Source organism: Achromobacter anxifer, from assembly GCF_903652925.1.
Lineage (GTDB): Bacteria > Pseudomonadota > Gammaproteobacteria > Burkholderiales > Burkholderiaceae_B > Achromobacter > Achromobacter anxifer.
The window spans coordinates 26,233-49,152 of the sequence record NZ_CAHLAR010000019.1; the positions used below are offsets into that span (position 1 = coordinate 26,233).

17 protein-coding genes are annotated in these 22,920 nt (G+C 66.8%); 7 read left to right on the forward strand and 10 right to left on the reverse strand.

Annotated features, from left to right (window positions below):
- Positions 1–10 precede the first annotated feature (10 nt).
- Positions 11–1,024, forward strand: a complete 1,014-nt coding sequence (locus HWY37_RS33055; RefSeq protein WP_175209493.1) for a response regulator — start codon at positions 11–13, stop codon at positions 1,022–1,024.
- A gap of 53 nt (positions 1,025–1,077) precedes the next feature.
- On the opposite strand, the gene HWY37_RS33060 is transcribed toward HWY37_RS33055, so the two are convergent.
- Positions 1,078–1,557, reverse strand: a complete 480-nt coding sequence (locus HWY37_RS33060) for an Lrp/AsnC family transcriptional regulator (RefSeq protein ID WP_175209492.1) — start codon at positions 1,555–1,557, stop codon at positions 1,078–1,080.
- 188 nt (positions 1,558–1,745) lie between these two features.
- On the opposite strand from HWY37_RS33060, the gene HWY37_RS33065 reads away from it, so the two are divergent.
- From HWY37_RS33065 to HWY37_RS33075, 3 genes are all read left to right on the forward strand, one after another.
- Positions 1,746–3,029, forward strand: a complete 1,284-nt coding sequence (locus HWY37_RS33065; protein WP_176090774.1) for a cystathionine gamma-synthase family protein — start codon at positions 1,746–1,748, stop codon at positions 3,027–3,029.
- A gap of 125 nt (positions 3,030–3,154) precedes the next feature.
- Positions 3,155–3,745, forward strand: a complete 591-nt coding sequence (locus HWY37_RS33070) for a TetR/AcrR family transcriptional regulator (RefSeq protein WP_176090775.1) — start codon at positions 3,155–3,157, stop codon at positions 3,743–3,745.
- A 91-nt stretch (positions 3,746–3,836) separates the two neighbouring features.
- The gene (locus HWY37_RS33075; protein ID WP_246302473.1) at positions 3,837–4,322 is read left to right on the forward strand and encodes a Rid family hydrolase; all 486 of its coding nucleotides are present in this window, start codon (positions 3,837–3,839) and stop codon (positions 4,320–4,322) included.
- Positions 4,323–4,334: 12 nt separating this feature from the next.
- On the opposite strand, the gene HWY37_RS33080 is transcribed toward HWY37_RS33075, so the two are convergent.
- Positions 4,335–5,846, reverse strand: a complete 1,512-nt coding sequence (locus HWY37_RS33080) for an MFS transporter (protein WP_176090777.1) — start codon at positions 5,844–5,846, stop codon at positions 4,335–4,337.
- 157 nt (positions 5,847–6,003) lie between these two features.
- Between HWY37_RS33080 and HWY37_RS33085 the strand changes: the two genes are divergently transcribed.
- Positions 6,004–6,891: a LysR family transcriptional regulator gene (locus tag HWY37_RS33085; protein ID WP_176090778.1), complete on the forward strand. Its 888-nt coding sequence runs from the start codon at positions 6,004–6,006 to the stop codon at positions 6,889–6,891.
- A gap of 8 nt (positions 6,892–6,899) precedes the next feature.
- Here HWY37_RS33085 and HWY37_RS33090 read toward each other — a convergent pair whose 3' ends face one another.
- The 5 genes from HWY37_RS33090 to HWY37_RS34820 all read right to left on the reverse strand — a co-directional run bounded on the left by HWY37_RS33090 (position 6,900) and on the right by HWY37_RS34820 (position 10,738).
- A complete protein-coding gene (locus HWY37_RS33090) occupies positions 6,900–7,586 on the reverse strand; it encodes a GntR family transcriptional regulator (RefSeq protein WP_176090779.1) in 687 nt (228 codons plus the stop codon).
- A 70-nt stretch (positions 7,587–7,656) separates the two neighbouring features.
- Positions 7,657–8,364, reverse strand: a complete 708-nt coding sequence (locus HWY37_RS33095) for a GIY-YIG nuclease family protein (RefSeq protein WP_217706416.1) — start codon at positions 8,362–8,364, stop codon at positions 7,657–7,659.
- 70 nt (positions 8,365–8,434) lie between these two features.
- Positions 8,435–9,658: an MFS transporter gene (locus HWY37_RS33100; protein WP_176090780.1), complete on the reverse strand. Its 1,224-nt coding sequence runs from the start codon at positions 9,656–9,658 to the stop codon at positions 8,435–8,437.
- A 54-nt stretch (positions 9,659–9,712) separates the two neighbouring features.
- Positions 9,713–10,603, reverse strand: coding sequence for a LysR family transcriptional regulator (locus HWY37_RS33105; protein ID WP_176090781.1), 891 nt, complete (start codon positions 10,601–10,603; stop codon positions 9,713–9,715).
- Positions 10,604–10,606: 3 nt separating this feature from the next.
- On the reverse strand, positions 10,607–10,738 hold the full coding sequence (locus HWY37_RS34820) for a hypothetical protein (RefSeq protein ID WP_258128030.1): 132 nt from the start codon (positions 10,736–10,738) through the stop codon (positions 10,607–10,609).
- Here HWY37_RS34820 and HWY37_RS33110 point away from each other — a divergent pair.
- The gene (locus HWY37_RS33110; protein ID WP_176090782.1) at positions 10,737–11,333 is read left to right on the forward strand and encodes a short chain dehydrogenase; all 597 of its coding nucleotides are present in this window, start codon (positions 10,737–10,739) and stop codon (positions 11,331–11,333) included. The two genes, HWY37_RS34820 and HWY37_RS33110, sit on opposite strands and share 2 nt — an antisense overlap.
- A 110-nt stretch (positions 11,334–11,443) precedes the next feature.
- On the opposite strand, the gene HWY37_RS33115 is transcribed toward HWY37_RS33110, so the two are convergent.
- Positions 11,444–19,009 carry an autotransporter-associated beta strand repeat-containing protein gene (locus HWY37_RS33115; RefSeq protein WP_176090783.1) on the reverse strand — a complete coding sequence of 2,522 codons (7,566 nt, stop codon included), beginning with the start codon at positions 19,007–19,009 and terminating at the stop codon, positions 11,444–11,446.
- A 301-nt stretch (positions 19,010–19,310) separates the two neighbouring features.
- Between HWY37_RS33115 and HWY37_RS33120 the strand changes: the two genes are divergently transcribed.
- Positions 19,311–19,925 (forward strand): ABC transporter ATP-binding protein, encoded by a 615-nt coding sequence (locus HWY37_RS33120; RefSeq protein ID WP_176090784.1) that lies wholly within the window; start codon positions 19,311–19,313, stop codon positions 19,923–19,925.
- Between the two features lie 20 nt (positions 19,926–19,945).
- Here the strand turns inward: HWY37_RS33120 and HWY37_RS33125 are convergent, their stop codons facing one another.
- Both HWY37_RS33125 and HWY37_RS33130 read right to left on the reverse strand, forming a co-directional pair.
- Complete coding sequence (locus HWY37_RS33125) at positions 19,946–20,932, reverse strand: tripartite tricarboxylate transporter substrate binding protein (protein WP_176090785.1); 987 nt, start codon at positions 20,930–20,932, stop codon at positions 19,946–19,948.
- Positions 20,933–20,974: 42 nt separating this feature from the next.
- Entirely contained in the window at positions 20,975–22,918 is a 1,944-nt protein-coding gene (locus HWY37_RS33130) for an acyl-CoA synthetase (RefSeq protein ID WP_176090786.1), read from the reverse strand.
- Between the last annotated feature and the right edge of the window lie 2 nt (positions 22,919–22,920).

The window sequence follows — 22,920 nt, forward strand, 5'->3', positions numbered from 1 at the left end:
AGGACTAACTATGCAACCTCCCATTGACAGCTCGGCCATGGCGAATCTGAATTCGCACGCGGCCATGGTGCTGCTCGTCGACGATCAGGTGATGGTGGGAGAGGCCATCAGGCGGGCCCTGGCGACGGAAGGCAACATCGATTTTCATTACTGCTCGGACCCGGAAAAGGCGCTGACCGTGGCGATCCAGACCCGGCCCACCGTCATCCTGCAGGACCTGGTGCTGCCGGGCGTGGACGGCTTGAGCCTGGTGCAGGAATACCGCAACCATCCCGTCACGCGCGACATTCCCATCATCGTGCTGTCCACCAAGGAAGATCCGGCGATCAAGAGCGCGGCCTTTGCCGCCGGCGCCAACGACTATCTGGTGAAGCTGCCGGACTCGATCGAACTGGTGGCGCGCATCCGCTACCACTCGCGCTCCTATCTGGCGCTGGTGCAGCGCGACGAGGCCTACCAGGCGCTGCGCCAGAGCCAGCAGCAGCTGCTGGAAAGCAATATGGAGCTGCGCCGCCTGACCAATTCCGACGGCCTGACCGGACTGGGCAACCGCCGCTATTTCGACGAGTACCTCAACGCCGAATGGCAGCGCGCGCGCCGCGACGGCCGCGAGATCAGCATGCTCATGATCGACGTGGACCACTTCAAGGCCTACAACGATACCTATGGCCACATCGCGGGCGACGAAGCGCTCAAGCGGGTGGCCAACACCATCTTCGCCAGTTGCGACCGGTCCACCGATCTGGCGGCCCGCTTTGGCGGCGAGGAGTTCGCGCTGGTCCTGCCCGGCACGCCGGCAGGCAGCGCGCGGCTGGCGGCCGAGAAGCTGCGGCGCGCGGTCGAGGCGCTGCAGATTCCGCAGAAGGATACCGGCGACGGCCCCTGGCTGACAGTCAGCATAGGCACGGCCACGGCGGTGCCGCAGGGCGAGCAGCCCTGCACCGACCTGATCCAGGTAGCCGACCGCAGCCTCTATCAGGCCAAGCGGCAGGGCCGCAACCGCGTCGTGCCCGGCGTGATGTAGCCGCGCGCAAGCCGGCAGCCGACGCCGCGCGCCGGTGGGCAGGCGCGGGCGCCTTACAGGTGCAGCCGGGTCGAGGACTTCACCTCGTGCATCGATAGCGTGCTCAGCAGTTCCTTGACGCCGGGCAAGGTGCGCAGGCGGCTGCGCACGAATTCCGAATAGGCGTCGAAATCGCGCGCCACGATGTGCAGCAGATAGTCGTGCTGGCCGGTGGTGTTGTGGCAGGCCAGAACCTCGGGCATGGCCAGCACGCTGGCCTCGAAGGCTTGGCAAGTCTTCTCGGTGTGGTTCTCCAGCGAGATGCTGACGAAAGCCACGACCCCGATGCCCAGCGCGCGGCGGTCCAGGATCGCCTGGTAGCCGCGGATCACGCCTGACGATTCCAGGCGCTTCAGGCGCTTCCAGCAGGGCGAGGCCGACAGCGAGACGCGCTCGGCCAGTTCGGCGTTGCTGAGCCGGCCATCTTCTTGAAGGATTTTCATGATTTTCCAATCGATCGCGTCAAGTTGATGTAACAAGGCAGTGTCTTTCATGAAATCCTGCTGATAGGAAACGTTATTTCTCATTATCCCTGTCTGGCAATGCAAATGGAAAGAATCTTGTGGCCGGCTGCCGCCATACTTCCATGCACCCCGGGACGGCTGGCGCTATCGTCTTTGCATGCGTGACGCGCCTGCCCGGCGGCCCGGCCGGGCCCGGAAACCAGACAGAGAGGCACACCATGAGTTACTCCAGCTATCACAAGAAGGACATCTTCGGCCGTCCGCTGCACGCGGAAACGCAGATGATGTCCTACGGTTTCGATCCCTTTCTGTCGGAGGGCGCGGTCAAGCCGCCGGTGTTCCTGACGTCCACCTTCGCCTTCCGTTCGGCCGAGGACGGCGCCGAGTTCTTCGACCTGGTGTCGGGTCGCAAGGCGTTGCCCCAGGGGGAATCGGCGGGCCTGGTGTATAGCCGCTTCAACCATCCCAACCTGGAAATCGTCGAGGACCGCCTGGCCTTGCTGGACGGCTCGGAAGACGCCGCGGTGACTTCCAGCGGCATGTCGGCGATCAGCGCCGTGTTCCTGGCCTTTCTGCGGCCGGGCGACCAACTGGTGCAGTCGGTGCCGTTGTACGGTGGCACCGAAACCCTGATCGCCAAGATATTCCCGGAATGGGGCGTAGGCTCGACGCCCATCGAGGACGGCCTGTCCGCCCAGAGCATGCGCGCCGCGCTGGAAGCCGCGGCGGCCAAAGGGCCGGTCCGCCTCTTCTATGTCGAGACGCCCGCCAATCCGACCAATGCGCTGATCGACTTCGAGGCCATGAAGAACGAGCTGGACGCGTTCGAGACGCGGCACGGCTACCGTCCCGTGTCGGTGTGCGACAACACGCTGCTGGGGCCGATATTCCAGAAGCCGGCCGAGCACGGCGTGGACCTGTGCGTGTATTCGCTGACGAAATACGTGGGCGGCCATAGCGATCTGGTGGCGGGCGCCGTCACCGGCAGCAAGGCGCTGATCAAGAAAGTGCGCGCCATCCGCAGCGCCTTCGGTTCGCAGCTGGATCCGCATTCCTGCTGGATGATCACGCGCTCGATGGAGACCGTGGTGCTGCGCATGAAGCAGGCGGCGCGCACGGCGACCAAGGTGGCCCAATGGCTGTCGGGCAACCCGCATGAAAAGGTACGGATATTCCATCCGGAACTGATCACGGACCGCGTCTACCAGGAGGTCTACAAGCGCCAGTGCACCGGCGCGGGTTCGACCTTCGCCTTCGTGCTGGAGGGCGGGCGCGCCAAGGCGTTCCGCTTCATCAACGCCTTGCACCTGTTCAAGTCGGCCGTCAGCCTGGGCGGCACCGAATCGCTGATCTGCCACCCGGCCTCGACCACGCATTCCGGCGTGCCCGCCGCGGAACGCGATGCGGCGGGCGTGTCCGAGGGCCTGGTCCGCGTGTCCATCGGGCTGGAGCACGAGGAAGACCTGATCGCGGATATGGACCACGCGTTTCGCAATTGCTGATCCGCTGCGGCCAGGCCGGCCGCGAGCCTGCTTTCCTATTTATATAAAAGTCACTATATAATTCGTTGCCGCCCGGAGAATGCGGGCGGTGACGGATTAACCTGGGACGAGAAAGAGGAAGCGGCATGTCGACACGGGGCCGGCCACGCACGTTTGACCGCGACCACGCGCTGGAGCGCGTGATGCAGGTTTTCTGGGCACAGGGCTACGAAGGGACGCAACTGGGCGACCTGACCGCAGCCATCGGCATCACGCCGCCCAGCTTTTACGCGGCCTTCGGTTCCAAGGAAGCCGCATTTCGAGAGGCCGTCGATCTGTATGTTTCGACGGCGGGGGCGGGGCCCCTGCGGGCGTTGGCGGAACATGCGAGCGCCAGGGACGCGATACGCGCCATGCTCAAGGCCAGCGTGGACGTGGCGTTGAGCGCGCCGCGATCCGGCGGCTGCCTGCTGATCCTGGGCGTGATGAATTGCCACGCCGATACCGAGCCCCTGTGCGAACTGCTCAAGAACATCCGCAGGCGTACTGCCGCGCGCATACGCGAACGTTTGAAGCGCGGGATCGCCGAGGGCGAGTTGCCGGACGACATCGATGCCGCCTCGTTGGCGCGCTACTACGGCGCCGTGATGCAGGCGATCTCCATGCAGGCGCGGGATGGCGCTTCGAGAAAGGAATTGGAGGCGCTCATCGCTCCGGCGATGGCCGCCTTGCCCTGAGCCGGACCTGACGGTCCGCCGCGGCGGCCGCGGAGGACCCTCAGGCAGGCACACCACTTTGCAAGTTCAAAGGAAAAGCATGGCAAATGACATGGCAGTTTCGGTCCGGCATCATCCCACTGCGACGGGCACGGTCGTCGTGCCCGCCGTGCTGCAGACCGACGTCGAACAATTCCACTACGCGCCGGCGAGGCGCGCGGGCGATTTCGTCTATCTGTCCGGAGTCGTCGCCTGCAACCCGCACGCGGCTCCCATGGACGCCGAGGAGTTCCAGCAGGAGCTGCGGCGCGTGTTCAGCCTGATCGGGCAGTTGCTGGGCGCATGCCATGCGCGGATGGAGGACGTGGTGGAGCTGCAGATGTTCCACGTTCTGGGCGGCGGCAGGCTGGCGCTGGACAAGGCGGCGCAGCTGGCTGTGATTGCCGCCGTGCGCGACGAGTTTTTCCCCGCGCCGTATCCGGCGTGCGTCGAACTGGCGGTCGCGGACCTCAATCCCGAAGGCGGGCTGGTGGAGATCAAGGCCACGGCGTTCGCGCCGCTGGCGCGGGTCCGCGATGGCTTCAGTTCGATGAGTTGAGGTCCGCGGCGCTCAGCCCGCCATGCGCCTGCGGTTGAACAGCACGAAGCACGCCGTGACCAGCAGCATCGCCGCGGCGGTGGCGATGACCGCGGCGTAGCCGGTGTCGAACGCGGTCTTGGCCAGGCGGGTCAAGGCCGCGCCCAGGTCCGAGGACAATCCGTCGGCGACGATCAGGGCCTGGTCCAGGCTGTCGCGCGCGTCGGCGGAGTGGGGCAGGCCTTCGGGCACCGACAGGGTGCGCGCATACACGCCGGACAGGATAGAGCCCATCAGCGTGACGCCCAGGGCGCCGCCCAGCTCGTACGAAACTTCCTCGATGGAGGCCGCCATGCCGGCGCGTTCGGGCGAGGCGCTTTGCATGATGGTGCTGGACGCGGCGGTCATGGTGGCGCCGATGCCGGCGCCCAGCACGCACAGGCTGACCATCTGCGGCAGCAGCGCGGCGTCGTAGCTCAGCAGGTAGCCGGCCATGCCCAGGCCCGAGACTAGCAGCGACAGGAACACCATGGTGCCGCTGTTGACGCGCCCCAGCAGCCAGCCGGCCAGCGGGCCGGAGATGAAGGCGGCCAGCGACAACGGCAGGATGAACAGCGCCGCCTGCAGCGGCGACATGCCCATGACCAGTTGCAGCCGCTGGCTGAAGACCAGTTCCATGCCCAGCAGGGCCGCCGCGGCGAACAGCGCGGCGGCCACGGCCGAGCTGAAGCTGGGGTTGCGGAAGATGGCGAAGTCGATCAGCGGATAGGGGCGAGCGCGCTGGCGCCGCACGAACACGGCCAGCATGGCGGCGCCTGCCGCGCAGGCCAGGCCGGCATGCAGCCACGACGGGTCGGTCTTGCCCAGTTCCTTCAAGGCATAGGCGCACAGGATCAGCCCGGCCATGACTTGCAGCGAGCCCAGCAGATCCCAGGGGCGCGAGCCATCCGGGCGGCTGGCCGGGATGTAGCGCCAGGCCAACGGCAGGGCCAGCAGCACGATGGGCACGTTGATGAGGAACACGGAGCCCCACCAGAAATGCTCCAGCAGCACGCCGCCCACGACGGGGCCGACCGCCGCGCCGCCCGAGGCCACCGAGGCCCAGACGCCGATCGCGACGGCGCGCTCGCGCTCGTCGGCGAAGGTCAGCCGCAGAATGGACAGGGTGGCAGGCATCATCATGGCGGCGCCCACCGCCAGCAGCGCGCGCGCCGCGATCAGCGTGGCCGCGCCGGGCGAATAGGCCGCGGCCAGCGAGGCCGTGCCGAAAACGACCAATCCCGCCATGAACAGGCGCTTGTGGCCCAGGCGGTCGCCCAGCGTGCCCATGCCCAGCAGCAGGCCGGACACGACCAGCGCGTAGATGTTCACGATCCACAGCTTTTCCGACGCGTTGACGTTCAGTTCGTGCGTCAGCCGGGGCAGGGCGGTGTACAGGACGGTCATGTCGACCACGATCAACAGCAAGGCGCTGGACACGATGGCCAGCACCAGCCAGCGGCCGGGCGCGGCCGTGGCGACAGCGTTCGGTTCAGTCCGCTGCATGGTTCTACTCCTTAAGCCGGGACGCCTTGCCGCGTCGCGCAGGCGGGCGGGGCCGGGATGGCCGGGTCTCGGGGGTCGCCATTATCCATCTTGCAATTCGCATAAAAAAGTTTGAATCCATCTATAAAATAGATGGATCGTGTTTGGAGGATGAAACATGCAATGGACACTGGACCAGCTACGCCAATTCGTCGCCGCGGCGGAGTCCGGCTCGTTCTCGGCGGCGGCGCGGCGCCTGGGCCGGGCGCAGTCGGCGGTCAGCACCGCGGTGGCCCTGCTGGAAGCCGACCTGGGACTGGAGCTGTTTGACCGGTCGCGCCGCAACGCCACCCTGACGGCTGCAGGCGAGGTCATGCTGCAGGAGGCCCGCGAGCTGCTGCGCCAGGCCGGCGCGCTGGAGCAGCGCGCCTTGTCGTTCGCGGGCGGCCGCGAGGCGCGGCTTGCCATCGCGTTCGACGAAGGACTGCCCTATCTGGCGGTGGACGAACTGGTCAAGGAGCTGGCCGAAAGATATCCGGCGCTGGAGCTCACCCAGCTCAACGGCACCGCGACGGAGGTGGCGGACTATGTGGAGCAGGGCCGCGCCAGCCTGGCCTTTCATTTCGACCGGGGCGACCCCGGCAGCGCCTTCGCCCACCGCCACCTGGGCAACGTGGCCCAGGGCATCTTCGTGGCGCCCGGCCACCCGCTGGCCGCGCTGCCCGAGGTCCGCCGCAACGACCTGGCGCGGCACCGGCAACTGCTGATGCAGATGGATGAGGTGGAGCAGATGGTGCTCAGCCCCACGGTGTGGCGCGCCGACAGCAGCTACAACATTGCGGCCATGGCGGCCAATGGCGTGGGCTGGGCGATCCTGCCGCTGAACATCGGCGAATACGAGGGCTTCAGCAATCCGCTGGTCAGCGTGCGCTGCGCGGACCTGTTCCTGCCGATGCTGTCCGTGCGCACCCTATGGCTGCAGGGCGGCAGGTTGAGCGAGACGGAGCAGTGGATGCAGCGGCGCCTGGGACAGTTGTTGCGCACGGGCACGCCCGCGCAGCCCTAGCCGTCCGCTCAGCTCAGCAGCGCGGCGACCAGGTCGCCGCCGGCGCGGCCGCCTTCCTTGAAGTCCAGCGCGGTCTGCACGTGCTCCAGGTGCGCATCCATCAGCGCGCAGGCGCGATCCGCGTCGCCGTTGCGGGCTGCCTCGATGAACGCCGCGTGCTCCTGCGAAGAGCAGCTGGCATCGTGCGAGCTCTGGTAAAGCATGGTGATCACGGCGCTGCGCGCCGACAGTTCGCGCAGCATGCCGGTCAGCACCGAATTGCCCACGGTCTCGGCCAGCAGGATGTGGAAGTGCCCCAGCAGGCGGTTGCGCTCCTGCACGTCGCTGCCGTCCAGCGCCTGGCGTTCGGCAGCCAGATGCGCGTCGATGCGGCGGTAGTCCGCCGCCGTGGCCCGCGCCACGAACTCGCGCGCCAGCGCCGCTTCCAGGATGCGCCGCACGGCATAGACCTCGCGGGCTTCGTTGGCATCCGGTTTGCTGACGAAGGCGCCCTTGTCCGGCACGATATTGATCAGCTTGTCCTTGGACAGCATCAGCAGCGCGGCGCGGATCTTGGTCCGGCTGACCTGGTAGACCCGCGCCAGCGCTTCCTCGCGCAGCCGCGTGCCCGGCGGCAACTTGTGCGCGACGATGGCCGCGGCGATTTCCTTGGCGATATCGTCGGCGCTGGGGTCGGGGCGGGCAGCCTGGGGCATGGGACGGGGAAGGGAGAACCGGGGCGGTCAGTCTAGCAAAATCCCAAGGGGCAGACGCCGTCCCATGAATCTAGGGGCCTGCACGCTTGTGTGGGTTGAGGCCAGGGTCATTGTTAATCTCGCGACATGCGGCATCGTGAAAGAGATCCGTGGTCATGATGATCGAATAGGGGTCCCATGTCTCGACGAATTTATCCGAGTTGGTGGAAGCTGGGTCAGTCGGACTGAAGTACTTGGTCGCGTGGGTGTCCCCTGAACAGAAGGCAAGATCGCTACGCTTGATGGTTTGATCAACCAGAAAACTGCCGATCTCTTCTTCGCGAGTGATTTCAAGCCAGACTCGTTCTTGAGTTTGAACAATCCTGACATCCACGATTGTCGGGTCGAGCCATGCTTCATATTTTTCGGAGAGCTCCCGAAAAATGCTCTTCGCGCTATAGACGGATGTTGGTTCCTTGGGCGGAGATGAAAGTTCTTGAAGATGTTGAATGGCAAGTCTGAGGGGATATCTGAAGAATTCCCGATTGCCCGTTACCCTGAAGTCCGACAAGCGCTCATGCAGTTTCTGTTCGAGTGTTTCATGGTCTTCGGCGAACAGTTCAAATGCAACTTCGAACGGGGTAGGGACCCCCGTGGATTGCAACTCTCGTGCGCGAGCCTTGGCGTCGCGAAACGTCCGACCTACTTTGAGGAGACCGGGCATCGAAGTATTAATCAGGATGTAAACGTATCCAGCCGACATCTTTATTTTTGTCTCCATCAGGACCAAAGAGGACATGGCGACTCAAACTATAAGTTCATCAGTCCTCGTTGGCTAATGTTGTGGCTTGGCTCCATGGCAGTTGTTATCAGGCACTCTGGCGGCTTCTCGCAGCCCCGGCCAGCAGCGCAATCGTCGCGATCGCCAGGGGAATGAACGATACCCACAGCACCGTCGCCCAGTCGTAGGCCGCCAGCAGGCCGCCCGATGCGAAGGAGCCGACCGCCATGGTGCCGAAGACGATGAAGTCGTTCAGGGACTGCACCTTGGTCTTTTCTTCGGGCCGGTGGCATTCCAGCACCAGCGCCGACGCGCCCACGAAGCCGAAGTTCCAGCCCAGGCCCAGCAGGATCAGGGTCAGCCAGAAATGGGCCACGTCGATGCCGGTCAGCCCGATGGCCGCGGACAGGCCGGTGAGCAGCAGCCCGGCCGTGACGATGCGTCCCGCGCCGAAGCGCGTGATCAGACGGCCCGTGAAGAAGCTGGGGCCGTACATCGCGATGACGTGCCATTGCAGGCCCAGGTTGGCGCTTTCCTGGGAGTGGCCGCAAAGATGCATGGCGAGCGGCGCGGCCGTCATGAGGAAGTTCATCAGCATGTAGGAGACCGCGCCGCAGATGACCGCGGTGACGAAGCGCGGCTGGCGCGCGATCAGCGCCAGCGGGCGTCCGCGCGCGGCCTCGGCGGCGCTGGGCATGGGCAGGCGTACACCCAGCAGGACCAGCGCCGACGCCGCGGCAACGGCGGCCTGCACCAGGTAGGTTGCCGCGAACATGTGCGCGGGCCACAGATACATGGTGTACGTGACGAGCTGCGGGCCGACCACGCCGGCCAGCACGCCGCCGCCCATCACGAAGGAGAGGGCGCGGGCGCGGCGCGCCGGGGTCACGCCATCGGCGGCCGCGAAGCGGAACGACAGCACCACTGCGGCATAGGCGCCGCCGAAGAAAGTGCCCAGGCAGAACAGCCAGAACGAACTCAGCACGATGGCAGCTGCGGCCAGCAGGCCCACCAGCACGCCGCAGCCCGTTCCCGTGAGGAACGCGGCGCGGCGGCCATGGCGTCGCGCGATGGCCCCGGCGGGGAGAATGCAGGCGGCCATGCCGACCACGAAGATGGAGATCGGCAGCGTGGCAAGCGTCTTGTCCGGCGCCAGCATGTCGCCGACGATTGCGCCCGTGGCGTAGACCACGACGGCGTTGGCGCCGGCCAGCGCCTGGGCGATCGTCAGCCTGGCGATGTTGCCGCGCTGCGTCTGCGGCGAAAGTTCAGCGCTGGGCGCCGCCGATGGCGCCGGTGTTGATGCGGACAAGAGGGTCTCCTCGATGATTGCGGGTTCTAGTTGGTATGGGTATTCGGCACGGGACTATTTCGCCTGGCGGGTGAACCTGTGCACCATGAAGTCCACGAAGGTCGTGAGCTTGGGCAGGGCCTTGCGGTCCTTGGGATACAGCAGCGTGATCGGCCTGGCGGCCGGCCACGCGGGCTGCAGGATGGGGACCAGCCTGCCGGCGCGCACGTCCTCTGCCAACAGCAGCTCGGGCTGCAGCACGATGCCGAACCCGGCCAGGGCGGCCTGTCGCAGCGCCTGGCCATTGTTTGACACGAAGCGGCCGGCGGGGTAGGCGCCGCCGCCTTCTTCCGAGTTCAGGCGCCAGCCGGTGCGGCGGTTCCAGTATGAAAAATCCAGGCATTGATGACGCGCAAGGTCGCCCGCGGTCTCGGGCGTGCCATGGCGTTCGAGGTAGGCCGGCGAGGCGCAGATGATCATCTGATAGCGGCCGATCTTGCGTGCGACCAGGCCCGAATCGGCGGGTTCGCCGATGCGCACCGCCAGGTCGTAGCGCGAGGCGACGACGTCCTCGACGGCGTCGCTCAGCGCCAGGTCCACGCTGACGTCGGGATACTCGGACAGGTAGTCCGCGATTGCCGGCGCCAGCGCGAAGGAACCGAAGGTCACGGTGGAGGTGATGCGCAGGTGGCCGCGCGGCGCCGCGCGCATGGCTTCGGCGCCTTGCTCGGCATCGCGTATGTCCGAAAGGATCACCTTGCAGCGCGCGAAATAAGCCTGGCCGGCCTCGGTCAGACTTTGGCGGCGGGTCGTCCGGTTCATCAGCCTCAGCCCCAACCGCGCCTCCAGTCCCTTGATGTGCTTGGCCGCCATGGCGGGCGACATCTCGTGCAGTGCCGCCGCGGCCGTCAGGCTGCCCAGTTCCACGACCGCCACAAAGACTTCCATGCTGAGCAAGCGGTCCATGAATTACGCACCCTGAGTGTGAAGTGATCCCACCATTTTAGGATTTTTCGCGCGGGCTCCCTTGGTCAGAATGCGTGCAAGCGCTGGCGTTGCCGCCGGCGCATCCCACAACACGAACGCATCGGAGTACTTCATGAAAATCATCCTCATCGGCGCCACGGGCACCATCGGCCGCGCAGTCGCGCAAGAACTGGGCCAGCGCCACGACGTCATCGCCGTGGGCAAGTCCCGCGGCGATCTGCAGGTCGACGTGACCCGCAGCGACAGCATCCGCGCCCTGTTCGAGCGCGTGGGCAAGGTGGATGCCATCGTCTCCACCACGGGCAGCCTGCACTTCGGCCCGTTGGCGGAAATGACGGCCGAGCAGTTCAAGATCGGCCTGCACGACAAGCTGCTGGGCCAGGTGGACCTGGCGCTTATCGGCCAGCACCATGTCAACGAAGGCGGCTCCATCACGCTCACCAGCGGCATCGTCAGCGACGAGCCGATCCGCTACGGCGCCAACGCGTCGGCCGTCAACATGGCCATCGACGGTTTCGTGCGCGGCGCCGCCGTGGAACTGCGTGGCGTGCGCATCAATTCCGTCAGCCCCACGGTCCTGACGGAATCGCTGGAAAGCTACGGCCCGTACTTCCAGGGCTTCGAATCCGCGCCCGCCAGCCGCGTGGCGCTGGCCTACAGCCGCAGCGTCGAAGGCGCGCAGACGGGGCGTGTGTTCCGGGTTTGGTGATCGTGGGCGGGCGCTGATTCACCACGCCATGCCAAAAGAAAGCCCGCGGCGCTTGGCGCCGCGGGCTTTGCTGAGCAGGCGGGCGGATTACCCGGCCCGCGGGATGACGCTTACCAAAGCACCTTCAAGCCCACCGAACCCTGCAGCCCGGTCTTGACGCGGCTGTCGCCGCTGTTGGCCCAGAGCCTGCCCACGTCGCCGTAGAGGCTGGTGCTTTTGGTCAGCTGCAGCATCGCGCCCACCGCCAGTTCGGTGGACGTGTAGCCGCCCTTGGCGCGGATGTCGGTGGTGCCGGCGGGGGCGCTGAAGCGGGCCACGTCGGTCGTGCTGCTGGAGGTGTAGAGGTTGACGCGGGCGAAGGGCTGCAGCACGCTGCCGCCGATGCTATAGCTGCCCTTGACGCGCGCGCCCAGACGCAAGGTCCAGTCGTCGTCCGCGTCGTTCTTCACCTTGGCCAGGCTGAGCGTGGTGTCGTCCAGGTTCAGCTTGCGGTAGATGAGCTGCGCTTGCGGCTCCAGCTGCCAGCTGCCCGCCAGGTCGAAGGGCGTGCCCACTTCCAGCGAGGCCAGCCAACCGTGGCCCTTGGTGGTGGCGCCGGCGCCGGTGTCCGCGGTGCGCAGGCTGCTGCGGTAGTCCGCGCCCTGGATCACGGCGTCGGCGTACAGGCCCGAGTCGTGCTGCCAGGTGCCGTACAGGCCGACATAGCGCCCGCGCAGGTTGTTGTAGCCCGCGTAATTGCGTTCCATGCCGCTGGAGAAGCCGCGCACGCCCATGTCGCCGTTCAGTTGGCCCACGTACAGGCCCGCCTTGAAGTTGCGATTGGCGTACACGTCCACGCCGGCCTGGAAGCCGGTCAGGTGGCCGCTGCTTTCCGGATTGACCGTGCCTTGCTGCGTGATGGTGGGCGCGGTGCGCAGTACCCGGGCCCAGGCGCGGCGGCTCGGGTCCTGGCCGATGGCGTCGGCGGCGGCGTCATCGCCCATGCGCGTGCGCATGTCGCCCAGCATCGTCATGTCGGCCTGGCGCAGTTGCGCGGGCAGGGACGACAGCAGCGGCACTTCCTGACGATAGGCCGGGGCGGTCGGAGTGCCGGGATCGGGATTGGGACCCACCTGCGTATTGGTGGAGTGCAGCGCCGCGCCCTGTGCCGTCTGGGTCAGGCGGTACTCGTAGGCGCCGGCGTCCACATGGCCGCCCGCCAGGGTGAAGCTGCCGGGCTGCAGGCTTGCTCCGTTTTCCGTGCCGATGACTTCGATGCCCTTGGCGCCGGTTTGCGCGCCTAGGCCGCCGGCATTGGTGATCAGCACGCTGGTGCTGCCGCTGGCGATGGCGCCGGTGCCGCTCAGCAGCAGCTTGTCGGTGGCGCTGCCGTCCGCGCCGAGCACGGTGGAAACGCCGAGCTTGCCATTGTTGCCGACGTAGGGGCCGGTGACCTTGAGCACGGCGCCCGGCGTGCTGCCGCCGAGATTGACCGCGCCGCTGTTGTTCAGGCTGGCCACGGTCTGGCTGTAGCCCGCCAGGTCCAGCACCGAGCCGCTGGCCACGGTGTGGGCCGAGGCGCTGCTGAAGGTGTAGGCGGCGCCGGCCTTGAGCGTGCCCTGCGCAACGTCGGTCGCGCCGGTGTAGGTGTTGCCTGCGCTGGTCAGCGTCAGGACGCCGCTACCCTGCTTGGTGAGGAAGCCGCCGCCGGTGATGGCGCCGGCCCAGGTGGCCGCGTTGGCGTCGGTGTCGATGACCGGGTCGTTCGTGCCCGTCATGGCCAGGTTGTTGGCGATGGTCATGCCGTTGGCGATCAGGCTGATGACGGTGCCGTCGTCCATGAACAGCGTGCCGCTGCCCAGGCCTTGCGCATGGCCCAGGCCGATGGTGCCTTGCTTGAGCTGCACGCCGCCGGAGAAGGTGCTGGCGCCGGTCAGCGCGAGTGCGCCAGCGCCGGTTTTGACCACGGTACCGTCGCCCACGATGAGGCCGCTGTAGCTGGAGAGCAGGCCCGCGGCGATGTTGGTGGTCAGGTTTGCGCCGCCCAGCGCCACGGTGCCGGCGCCGTTCAGGCTGCTGGCTTGCAGCGCGTTGCCGTTGAGATCCAGCGTGGCGCCCGACAGCACCTGATAGGCGGTGCCTTGGACCAGTGCCGTCGCCGAGCCCGCGCGCAGCGTGCCGTCCGCGACCAGCGTGCCGCCGGTATAGCTGTTGGCGCCGGTCAGGATCTGCGTGCCCGTGCCTTGCTTGACCAGGGCGCCCGTGCCGATGACCGAACCGCCGAAGACGCCGTCGGCCGAGCCGCCCGCCAGCAGGGAGTTGGCTCCCATTTTGATGTTGCCGGCGCCCGCCAGGGTGCCGAACACCTGGGCGCCTTGACCTGCAGACAGGTCGAAGGTGGCGCCGCGGGCGACGGTCACGATGCCGGTGGCTGCGAGGCTGCTGGCCGCGCTCAGCGCCAGCGTGCCGCCGTTGACGTAGGTGCCGCCGGTGTAGGTGTGGGTGCCATTGAGTGTCAGCGTGCTGGTGCCGTTCTTGGTCAGGCTGCCCACGCCTGAGATGTTGCCGTTGAGCCTAAGGTCGTGGCTGCCTTGCACGGTGAGGCCGGAGTTCAAGGTGATGTTGTTCGCGAGCGCGAGCGCCTGAGTCGCGTCCAGCGTGGCGGCGCCGCCCACCGTCAGCGTGCCGTAACCCAGCGAGGAGTTGTTGCCGACGATCAGGCCGCCCGCGTTGAGGAGGGTACCCCCCTCGTAAGTGTTGGTGCCGTTGAGGGTCAGGCTGCCCGCGCCATTCTTGATCAGGCCGCCGGCCCCGCTGACGGTGCCGTTCAAGTTCATGGCATTGGAACCGGCGATCGACAGCGCGCCGTTCAGCGCGACGTTATTGCGCACGGTGACTGCCGTGTTGCTGTCCAGCGTGGTGCCGTTGACAGTGGTCAGCAGGCCGTTGCCCAAGGCCTTGTCGTTGCCCAGCACCAGCGTGCCGCCGTTGAGCGCCGTGCCGCCCGTATAGCCGTTGGACGAGTTGAGCACCAGCGTGCCGGCGTCGAGCTTGGCCAATGTGGCGCTGCCGGTGAGCGGGGCGTTGATGGTCGCCGTCACGCCCGGGTCGACGCGCACCGAGGCGTAGCCCTGACCGCCGTTGGCCAGGTTGAGCGATCCCAGCGAGCCGCGCTCCAGGACATAGCCGTCGGTCATGAACTGCATGCCCGTCGCGCTTTGCGCGCCGGCGACGGTGACCGTCCCCGCGGCGCCCTGGAAAACCGCGAAGTTGCCGGCCCAGGACCGGTTCGCGCTGCCGTCGACGCCGGTCCAGTTGCTGTTGGCGCCGTTCCAGGTGCCGCTGCCGCCTTCAATCACGCCGTTGCCCGCGGATTGCGAGCCGTCCCAGAACTGCACGGTGACGTTAGGGGCGGCAACCAGCAGGTTGATCTGGTTGGCGACGGCGGTCTGCAGCGTCAGGTCGGCCGCTTGCACGCCGCCGGGGACGTTGCCGAACCGCATGCCGGTGTCGGTCAGGCTGCCGCCATAGTTCATGAGCCGGTACACGCCGGTGCCGAAGCCGCCGGCGTCGCTGACATTGAGCGTGCCGCCCAGGGTCAGGTTGCCGCCCACGTTCACCAAGGCAGTGCCGCCGCCGAGCGCGGGGGCGCCCAGGCTGGCATTCACGATCGAGTTGCCGTCCAGCTGCAGGCTGCCGACCGACAGGGTGTAGCCATCCGTCAATTTCAGGTTGGCGCCGCCCATGATCGTCACGTCGCCGGCGATGCTGCCGGTTCCGCCCAGAGTGGCGCCGCTGAACACTTGCACATTGCTGCTGGCGAGCGAGCCGTCGACCCACAGGCTGCCGGCGTTGACGGACGTCGCCCCGCTCAGCGCGTTGGCGCCGGAAAGAACCAGCGATCCCGCCCCGGCCTTGTTCAGCCAACCCTTGCCGTTGAGCTGGCCGCCGAAGTAGCTGTTGGCCCCGTTGGCGCCGACGGTCAGGATGTTTCCGTTCGAGACCGTGACCGCGCCGTTGCCGTTCAGGCTGCCCAGGCGGGCCAGATTGGTGATGAACAGATTGGCGCCGGCGGCCACGTTCGCGGTGGCATTCTGGCCCAGCGCATTGATGCCCACGGTGGTCAGGCTGCCGCTGCGCAGATCGATCGTGCCGCTGAAGCTGTTGCTGTCGCCGGTGAGCGAGAGGTTGTCCGCTCCGCTCTTGCGCAGCGTGCCGTTGCCGCTGATCAGGCCGTCCAGGATCAGGCTGTTGTTGCCCGCCATGGTGAGCGTGCCGCCGACATTGACGTCGTTGCCCAGGCGCATCGGACCGGCGGTATCCAGTGCCGAGTTGCCCATGACGTTCAGCATGCCGGTGCCCAGCGCCGAGGCGTTGCCCAGGTTCAAGTTGCCGGCATTGATCGTGGTGCCTCCGCTGTGGCGGTTTTCGCCATTCAGGGTAAGCTGGCCGGCGCCGTTCTTGATCAGCTCTTGGTAACCGTCGATGGTGCCGTTCAGGGTGAGGTCGTTGCTGCCGCCCAAGGTCAGGGCGGCGCTCAATTGCACGTTGTTGGCCAGCGTCACCGCGCGGCTGGAGTCCAGGGTGGCCGCATTGCGCACGGTCAGCGTGCCCTCGCCGAGCGCGGTGTCCTGGCCCACGTTCAGGTTGCCCCCCGACAGGGTGACGCCGCCCTGGAAGGCGTTGTTGCCGTTGAGCGTCAGTCTGCCCGCGCCGCGCTTGGTCAGGCCGCCTATGCCGTTGACCAGGCCATTCAAGGTGAGGTCCTGGCTGCCGAGGAGGTTCAGGTCGCCCGCCAGGTTGACCGTGTTGCCCAGGCTCAGGGCCAGGCTGCTGTCCAACTGCGTGCCGGAAGCGGCGTTCAGGGTGCTGAGGCCTAGCGGATTGTTGGAGGCCAGCACCAGTTTGCCGTCGTTCAGCGCCATCGTGCCAGCAAAGTAGTTGTCGCCGGCCAGGGTCAGGGTACCACCGCCGTTCTTGTTCAGGCTGCTGCCGACGATGTTGCCCTTCAGGGTCAGGTCATTGCTGCCGGCCAGGTTCAACTGGCCCTCGGCAACGATCATGTTGGTCAGCGTAACGGCCTTGTTGTTGTCCAGCGTGGTGCCGTCGGCAGCCGTCAGGATCTCCGTGCCCAGCGCGCTGTCGCTGCCGGCCACCAGCGTGCCGCCCGCCAGCTCGGTGCCGCCGGTGTAGCCGTTGGCGCCGTTGAGCACCAGGGTGCCTTGGTCCAGCTTCTGGAGGGTGCCAGTCCCATTGACGGGCAGGTTGAGCGTCGCGGTGACGTTCGGATCGACCCGGACGATGAATCTGCCGCCCTGGTAGGGATTGACCGCATAGAGGGAGCCATCGACGCCGCTCTCCAACTTGTATCCATCGGTCATGAACTGCATGCCGTCGACGGTCCGTTCGCCATTTACGGTCACGGTGCCGGTCTGGCCTTGGAAGACGGCGAACTGGCTGGCCCAGCTCTGGCTGAGTGTGCCGTCGTAATTGCTCCAGTTGGTGCTGCTAGCGTTGCCCCACACGCCGCTGCCGCCTTGGACGGTGCCGCTGGGGAACATACTGGCGCCATTCCAGAATTGCACGTTCCGGTTCGGCGAGGAAACTACCAGGTTGACCTCACCTACGCTGGCGAGCTGGATGCCCAGGGTTGACCCGATCAAGGCGGCCGGCAGCGGGCCGTAGTTGAGGAGGTTGTTCGTCATGGCGCCGGAGTATTCGAACAGGCGGTAGACGCCTGTGCCCAGACCGCCGGCATCGGTGATGTTCAGCTTGCCGTCCAGGGTCAGGTTGCCGTTGCTTTTGAACAGCGGAGTATTGCCGGTGAACGGACTAGCCAGCGCGACATCGACGTTGGCGTTCGGCGTGAGAGTGATCGTGCCCGCGGTCAGCGTGCGGCCGCTGGCGCCGGCCAGGTGGCCGTTGTCGGCTACGGTCAGCAAGCCGTTGATCATGCCGCCGCCGCTCACGGTGCCGCCGGCCTGGACGGCGACACCGGTGTTGTTCAAGGCGCCGCTGACTTTCAGGGTGCCGGCTGTGACGGTGACAGGGCCGTTCAGGGAGCTGTTGCCCGAGAGTTCCAGGGTGCCCGTGCCCACTTTTTCAACTGAACCGCTGCCGACCAGCGCGCCGGCATAGATACTGTCTGCGTTGGTGCCGCCCACTTGCAGCGGGCTGGCCACGCCGGTGTTGGTGATGCCGCTGCCGCTAAGAGCCCCAATCTGCGTGGCGCCATTAAGGTTCAGAACGGTGCCTGCGGCCAGCTTTACGCTGACGGGCGCGCCCAGAGCATTGTTGCCGGCTGTCGTGACGGACCCTCGTTCGATTTCGAGAGCGCCGGAGTATGTGTTGCCGGGAAACAGGAGCAATTCGTCCGCGCCAGTCTTGATCAGCTTGCCGCTGCCGCTCAATGTGCCGCTCGATGTGCCGGCCAATATCAGCATATCCGAGGTTTCGATGGTCAGTTCGCCATTGACGCTGATGGCGTTCTGCACGGTCACGAAACGGGTGTTCTTCAGCGTGGCCGTGCCGTTGGCGACCAGCGCGCCGGTCCCCAGGGCAGTTGAGTTGTCGAACGCCAATGTGCCGCCATTGAGGGCGATGCCACCGCTGTGGCTGCCGTTGGCGGTGTGGAGGCTGAGCGTGCCGTTGCCCGTCTTGACCAATTGGCCAGCACCCGAGATCGGGGCATTCAGGCTCAGGTCATTGTCGCCGGCAACCGTCAGGTTCGCGTTCAGGACGATGGCGTTGGCCAACGCTACCGGGGTGCCCGCTGTCAAAGTCGAACTGCCGCCCACGGTCAGGTTGCCGAGACCCAAAGCCAGGTTGTTCCCCACCGTCAGGGTGCCGCCGTTCAGCGTGGTTCCGCCCAAATAGGCGTTGGCGCCGTTCAGGGTAAGGGTGGCCGGGCCGTCCTTGACCAGGGAGCCTGTGCCGAAGATGTTGCCGTTCAGGGTCAGGTCCGCGCTTCCGCCGATCCCCACGGCGCCCAGCAGATTCACGCCGTTGTTCAGCGCCACCTTGTTGTTGGCGTCGAGCACGGTGTTGCTGAGCGCCGTCAGGCTGCCCGTGCCCAGGGCCGCATCACTGCCGACCACCAGACGGCCGGCGGCGAGCGTCGTGCCGCCGGCATAGGTGTTGTTCCCGTTGAGCACCAGCGTGCCGCTGTCTACCTTGTCCAGGCTGCCGGCGCCGCCTATGGCGACGCCCAGGGTCGCGGTGACGCCGGGATTGACTCGAATCACGGCAGCGCCGCTGGTATTCAGCTGGCCATTGGCTCCGCCCACCAGCCTGTAGCCGTCGCTCTGGAACTCCAGGCCCATGATGTCGTGCTGGCCGCCAACCGCCACCGTGCCGGCCGTGCCCGAGAACACGGCGTCGCCGCTGGTCCAGGATTGATTCACTGCCCCGTCGGCGGACGTCCAGTTGGTATTGGCGTAATCCCAGATGCCCGAGGCGCCATCGACCGAGCCGTTCGCCACGGATTGGCTGCCGTCCCAATACAGTTGCGGGATGGCGGGAACCGCGTGCGCGGCCGTGGCGGCCAGCGCAATACCCAGCGCGCCCGCCAGCTGTGCGCCGCCGCGACGCAGGCGCCGGGCAGGGCTGCTGCTTTTTGCCGGCCCGCGGGCGATTTCGCTGACTGCCTGCCACACGCCGGCGGTGGCGTTGAAGACTACTCGATAGACGTGATTCATTGATCTCTGCGATGCCTGCGCGGATGCTGGACTGGGCCGGGTTGGAGGTGGCGCGAACACGGACTTGGTTGTTGCGGTACTGCAACAATTTGTCGTAACGCCGGCGAGCCAAGGCGATTTGTCAGGCAGCCGGCGGCGGTACGCGCGCGTGTGAAATATTCTTGCTTGAAATTAACAATTAATTACGCGGCGTAATGTAATGCAAATCGGATCGTTCGGAAATCACTGATTTCAGTGATCGGCCTGCTGCACGCACGCCAGGATTTGGCCGCGCGCGGCGTTCCTGCGTACACTCCCGGCCATGCTACGAATCGACAATCTCGGCAAGCGCTACGGCGACCATCTCGTCTTCCAGGGGCTTACTCATACGTTCGCGCCTGGATGCGTGGCGTTGTGCGAAGAAGACAGCACCGGCAAGTCCACGCTGCTGGGCATCATCGCGGGCGTGATTGCGCCGGATGCGGGTGAGGTCTGGATCGACGGATATGCGCTTACCCAGGTGCCGGCGCAAGCCCGGTCCCGCCTGGCCTATGTGCCCGACAATTGCATGGCGCTGCCCGCGCAGACGGGGCGCGGATTGTTGCAGCAGGTGGCGGCCGAGAAGAATGTGCCGCTGGACGACAGCGTGCTGGACCTGGCGTTCCGGCTGGGGCTGGAGCCGCATCTGGACAAGCGCTTCGAGCAGATGTCCACGGGCACGCGGCGCAAGGTCTATCTGACGGCCGCCGCGCTGGGGGATCCGGCCGTGATCATCGCGGACGGGGCCAGCAATGGCCTGGACGCCCAGGCGCGCGGCGTGCTGGCCGAACAGTTCAAGATCTGGGCGCAGGATCGGGTGGTGTTGTTTGCCAGCCACGATCCCGAACTGGTGCAAGCCTGCGGCGCCAGATCAATCGAGGTGGCGGCGCTGCGCTGAAGGCGGCGCCGCACGCTGCCTCAGTCCTTCGCCATCAATCCCAGGTACTCGATCAGGCTCTTTTCCTTGGCGTAGGTGGCCTGGGCCCATTCCTTGTAGTCCTGGCTGTTGCGGTAGGCGGGTTCTTGGTTCAGCTGTTTCATGACGTCCATGCTGGCGGAGTCGAACAGCGCCTTCTTGAAGGCGTCGTGCAGCGTCTTCACGACTGCAGGATCCATGCCCTTGGGGCCCGCCAGGCCGTAGGGCGAGGTGGAGACGACCTTGTAGCCCAGCTCCTGGGCGGTGGGCACGTCGGGCCAGCGCGTGGTGCGCTTTTCACCGAAGGTGACCAGCAGCCGCATCTTGCCGGAATCCACGAACTGATCCCAGCCCGTGGCGTCGCTTTGCGCCATGACGTGGCCGCCCAGCAGGGCCTGCTGCATGTCGGCATTGCCCTTGTAGGGCACGTGGTTCAGCTTCACCTTGGCGTTGATGGCGACTTCCTCGATCAGCAGGTGCGGCGACGAGCCTATTCCGGTTGAGCCGTAGTCGATGGTGCCGGGCGCCTTGCGCGCCGCGTCCAGGTATTCGTTGAAGGTCTTGTACGGGGAATCCGCGCGGACGGTGAAGCCGAAGGTGTAGCCGGACAAGCCCAGGATGAAGCTGAAATCGTTGATCGGATCCCAGTTGACCTTCTGCATGTAGGGCATGCGCAGCATGGCCAGGGTGTACAGGGCGATGGTGTAGCCATCGGGCTTGGCGGTCTTGGACATTGTGGCGGGACCGAGCGTGCCGCCGGCGCCGGGCCGGTTCTCGACGATGACCGGCTGGCCTAGGTATTTGGACGCGTCCTGCGCCACGGTGCGCATATGGCGGTCGGTGGAGCCGCCGGCCGGGAAGGGCACGATGACCGTGATGGGCTTGGTGGGGAAGGCGCCTTGCGCGTGGGCGGCGAACGGCAGGGCGGCGGCGCCCAGAGAAATCAGCAGGGCGCCGAGGCAGGCGCGCCGCAGGGGCTGGTGGTCCATGGGTTTGTCTCCTGTGGTGTTGTTGTGTCTGTGGGGGACTGCTCAGTCGCGCAGGGCGACCTTGACGGGCAAGCGGGCCAACGCGTCGCGCAGGCTCGCTTTCAGCGCCTCTGGTGCGCGGACGTCGGCCTGTACGGCGATCTCGGGCTGCGCGTCGGCCTGTACGCGGAACAGCGCGCCGTCGTCGGTCAGGCCGGCTTCCTGCAGGGTGCGCGCCACCACGGCCTGGACCGATACGGCGGTGGCCAGGCGGCGCAAATCGGGTTTGTAGATCTTGCCCACGTTGGTCATGGGCATGCTGTCCAGCACGATGACGCGCTTGGGCCGCGCCGGGCTTTCGTCCACGTGTTCGGCGGCGTAGGCCAGCAGTTCGGCCTCGTCGACCTGGGCGCCTTCGGCCAGCGTGACGAAGGCGATGGGCAGTTCGCCGGCGTAGGCGTCGGGCGCGCCGACAGCGGCGCAGAGCTGCACCGCCGGGTGGGCGGCGAGCGCATCCTCGATGGTCTTGGGATCGATGTTGTGGCCGCTGCGGATGATCAGGTCCTTGGCGCGGCCTTGCAGATGCAGGCGGCCGGCCTCGTCCAGATAGCCGACGTCGCCGCTGATCAGCCAGCCGTCCTCGGTGAAGGCGCGCGCCGTGTCTTCGGGATCCAGAAAACCCGGGATGACGTTGGGCGCCTTGAACAGCACCATGCCGGGCGCGCCAGCGTGCAGGTCGCGCGCCGGCTGGCCCGCGGGCATGTCCAGCGCGACGACGCGGACCTGCACGTAGGGCAGCGGAAAACCGACGCAACCCACCGGGAATTCGCAGCCAGGCGGAGAAATGGTCGAGATGCCGGCCATTTCGGTCATGCCCAGGCTTTCATTGACGTGCAGCCCGAACAGGCGCTTGAATCGCGCCGCCAGTTCGGCGGGCAGCGGCGCGGCGCCGGTGCGGCAGTAGCGCAGCGACGAGATGTCGGCGCCGGCCAGCGGCACCTCGGCCAGCGCCGCGAGGATGGTGGGCACGCCTTGCAGCGAGGTCGCTCGGTGGTGCTCGACCAGGCGCCAGTAATTGCGCAGCACGTCGCGGTTGCGCAGCAGCAGGGTGGTGGGAATGACGGTCTCCACGCCCGCCGACAAGGCCGCGAGCGAGGCCGGCAGCACACCCGCCACATGGAACAGCGGATAGCCGTTGATGACCACGTCGTCCGGGCCGGCGTTCTGCAGCTGCACCGCGGCCCAGGCGCTGAAGACCTGGTTGGCATGCGTGTGGATGGCGAGCTTGGGCGCGCCCGTGGTGCCGCCGGTGTGGAAGTACGCGGCTACGTCGCTGCCCAGGATCTCGCGGCCGCTGAGCAGGCGGTCGGCCGGCTGCGCCGCGCGCGCGGCGTTGAAGTCCAGGGCCTGGTCGGGCAAGGCCGGGCGGGCCGAGAGCGGCTCGTCCAGCGGCGCCACGCGCAGCAGGGTATGCAGCGTGGGCACGCGTTCGAGCAGGCGCAGCGCCTTGGACCAGGAGCCGCATTCCACGTCGGACCCGTAGGCGATCAGCACCTTGGCGCGCGCCGTGGTCATGAGCGACGCCAGCTTGTCGTCGGTCAGCAAGGGGTTCAGCGGCTGCACGATGCCGGCCGCCTCGCCGCCCCATAGCGCCAGGTGGTATTCCAGGCAGCCGGGCAGCAGCACGGCCACCGCGTCCCGCGGTCCCACGCCCAGTTCATGCAGCAGGTTGGCGGTTTGGTGGATGCCAGCCAGCAGCTCGCGATAGCTCCAGCGTACCGGGGCATCGCCGGGATCGGCGCTGCGCAGAAAGGTCAGCGCGGTCTTGTCGCCGAACGCCGCGGCCGAGTTGCGGAAGATCTCGTAGGTGCTTTGCACCGTCAGCGCTTCGGCCAAGGGCCGGGCCTGCAGCCGCTGCACGTCCGCGGCGTTGCGCACGGGGAACGGGGCCGAGAAGGGGGGCGACAACGGGGGCGCCAAAGGCGGGGTGGCGTGGACCTGGGTCATGG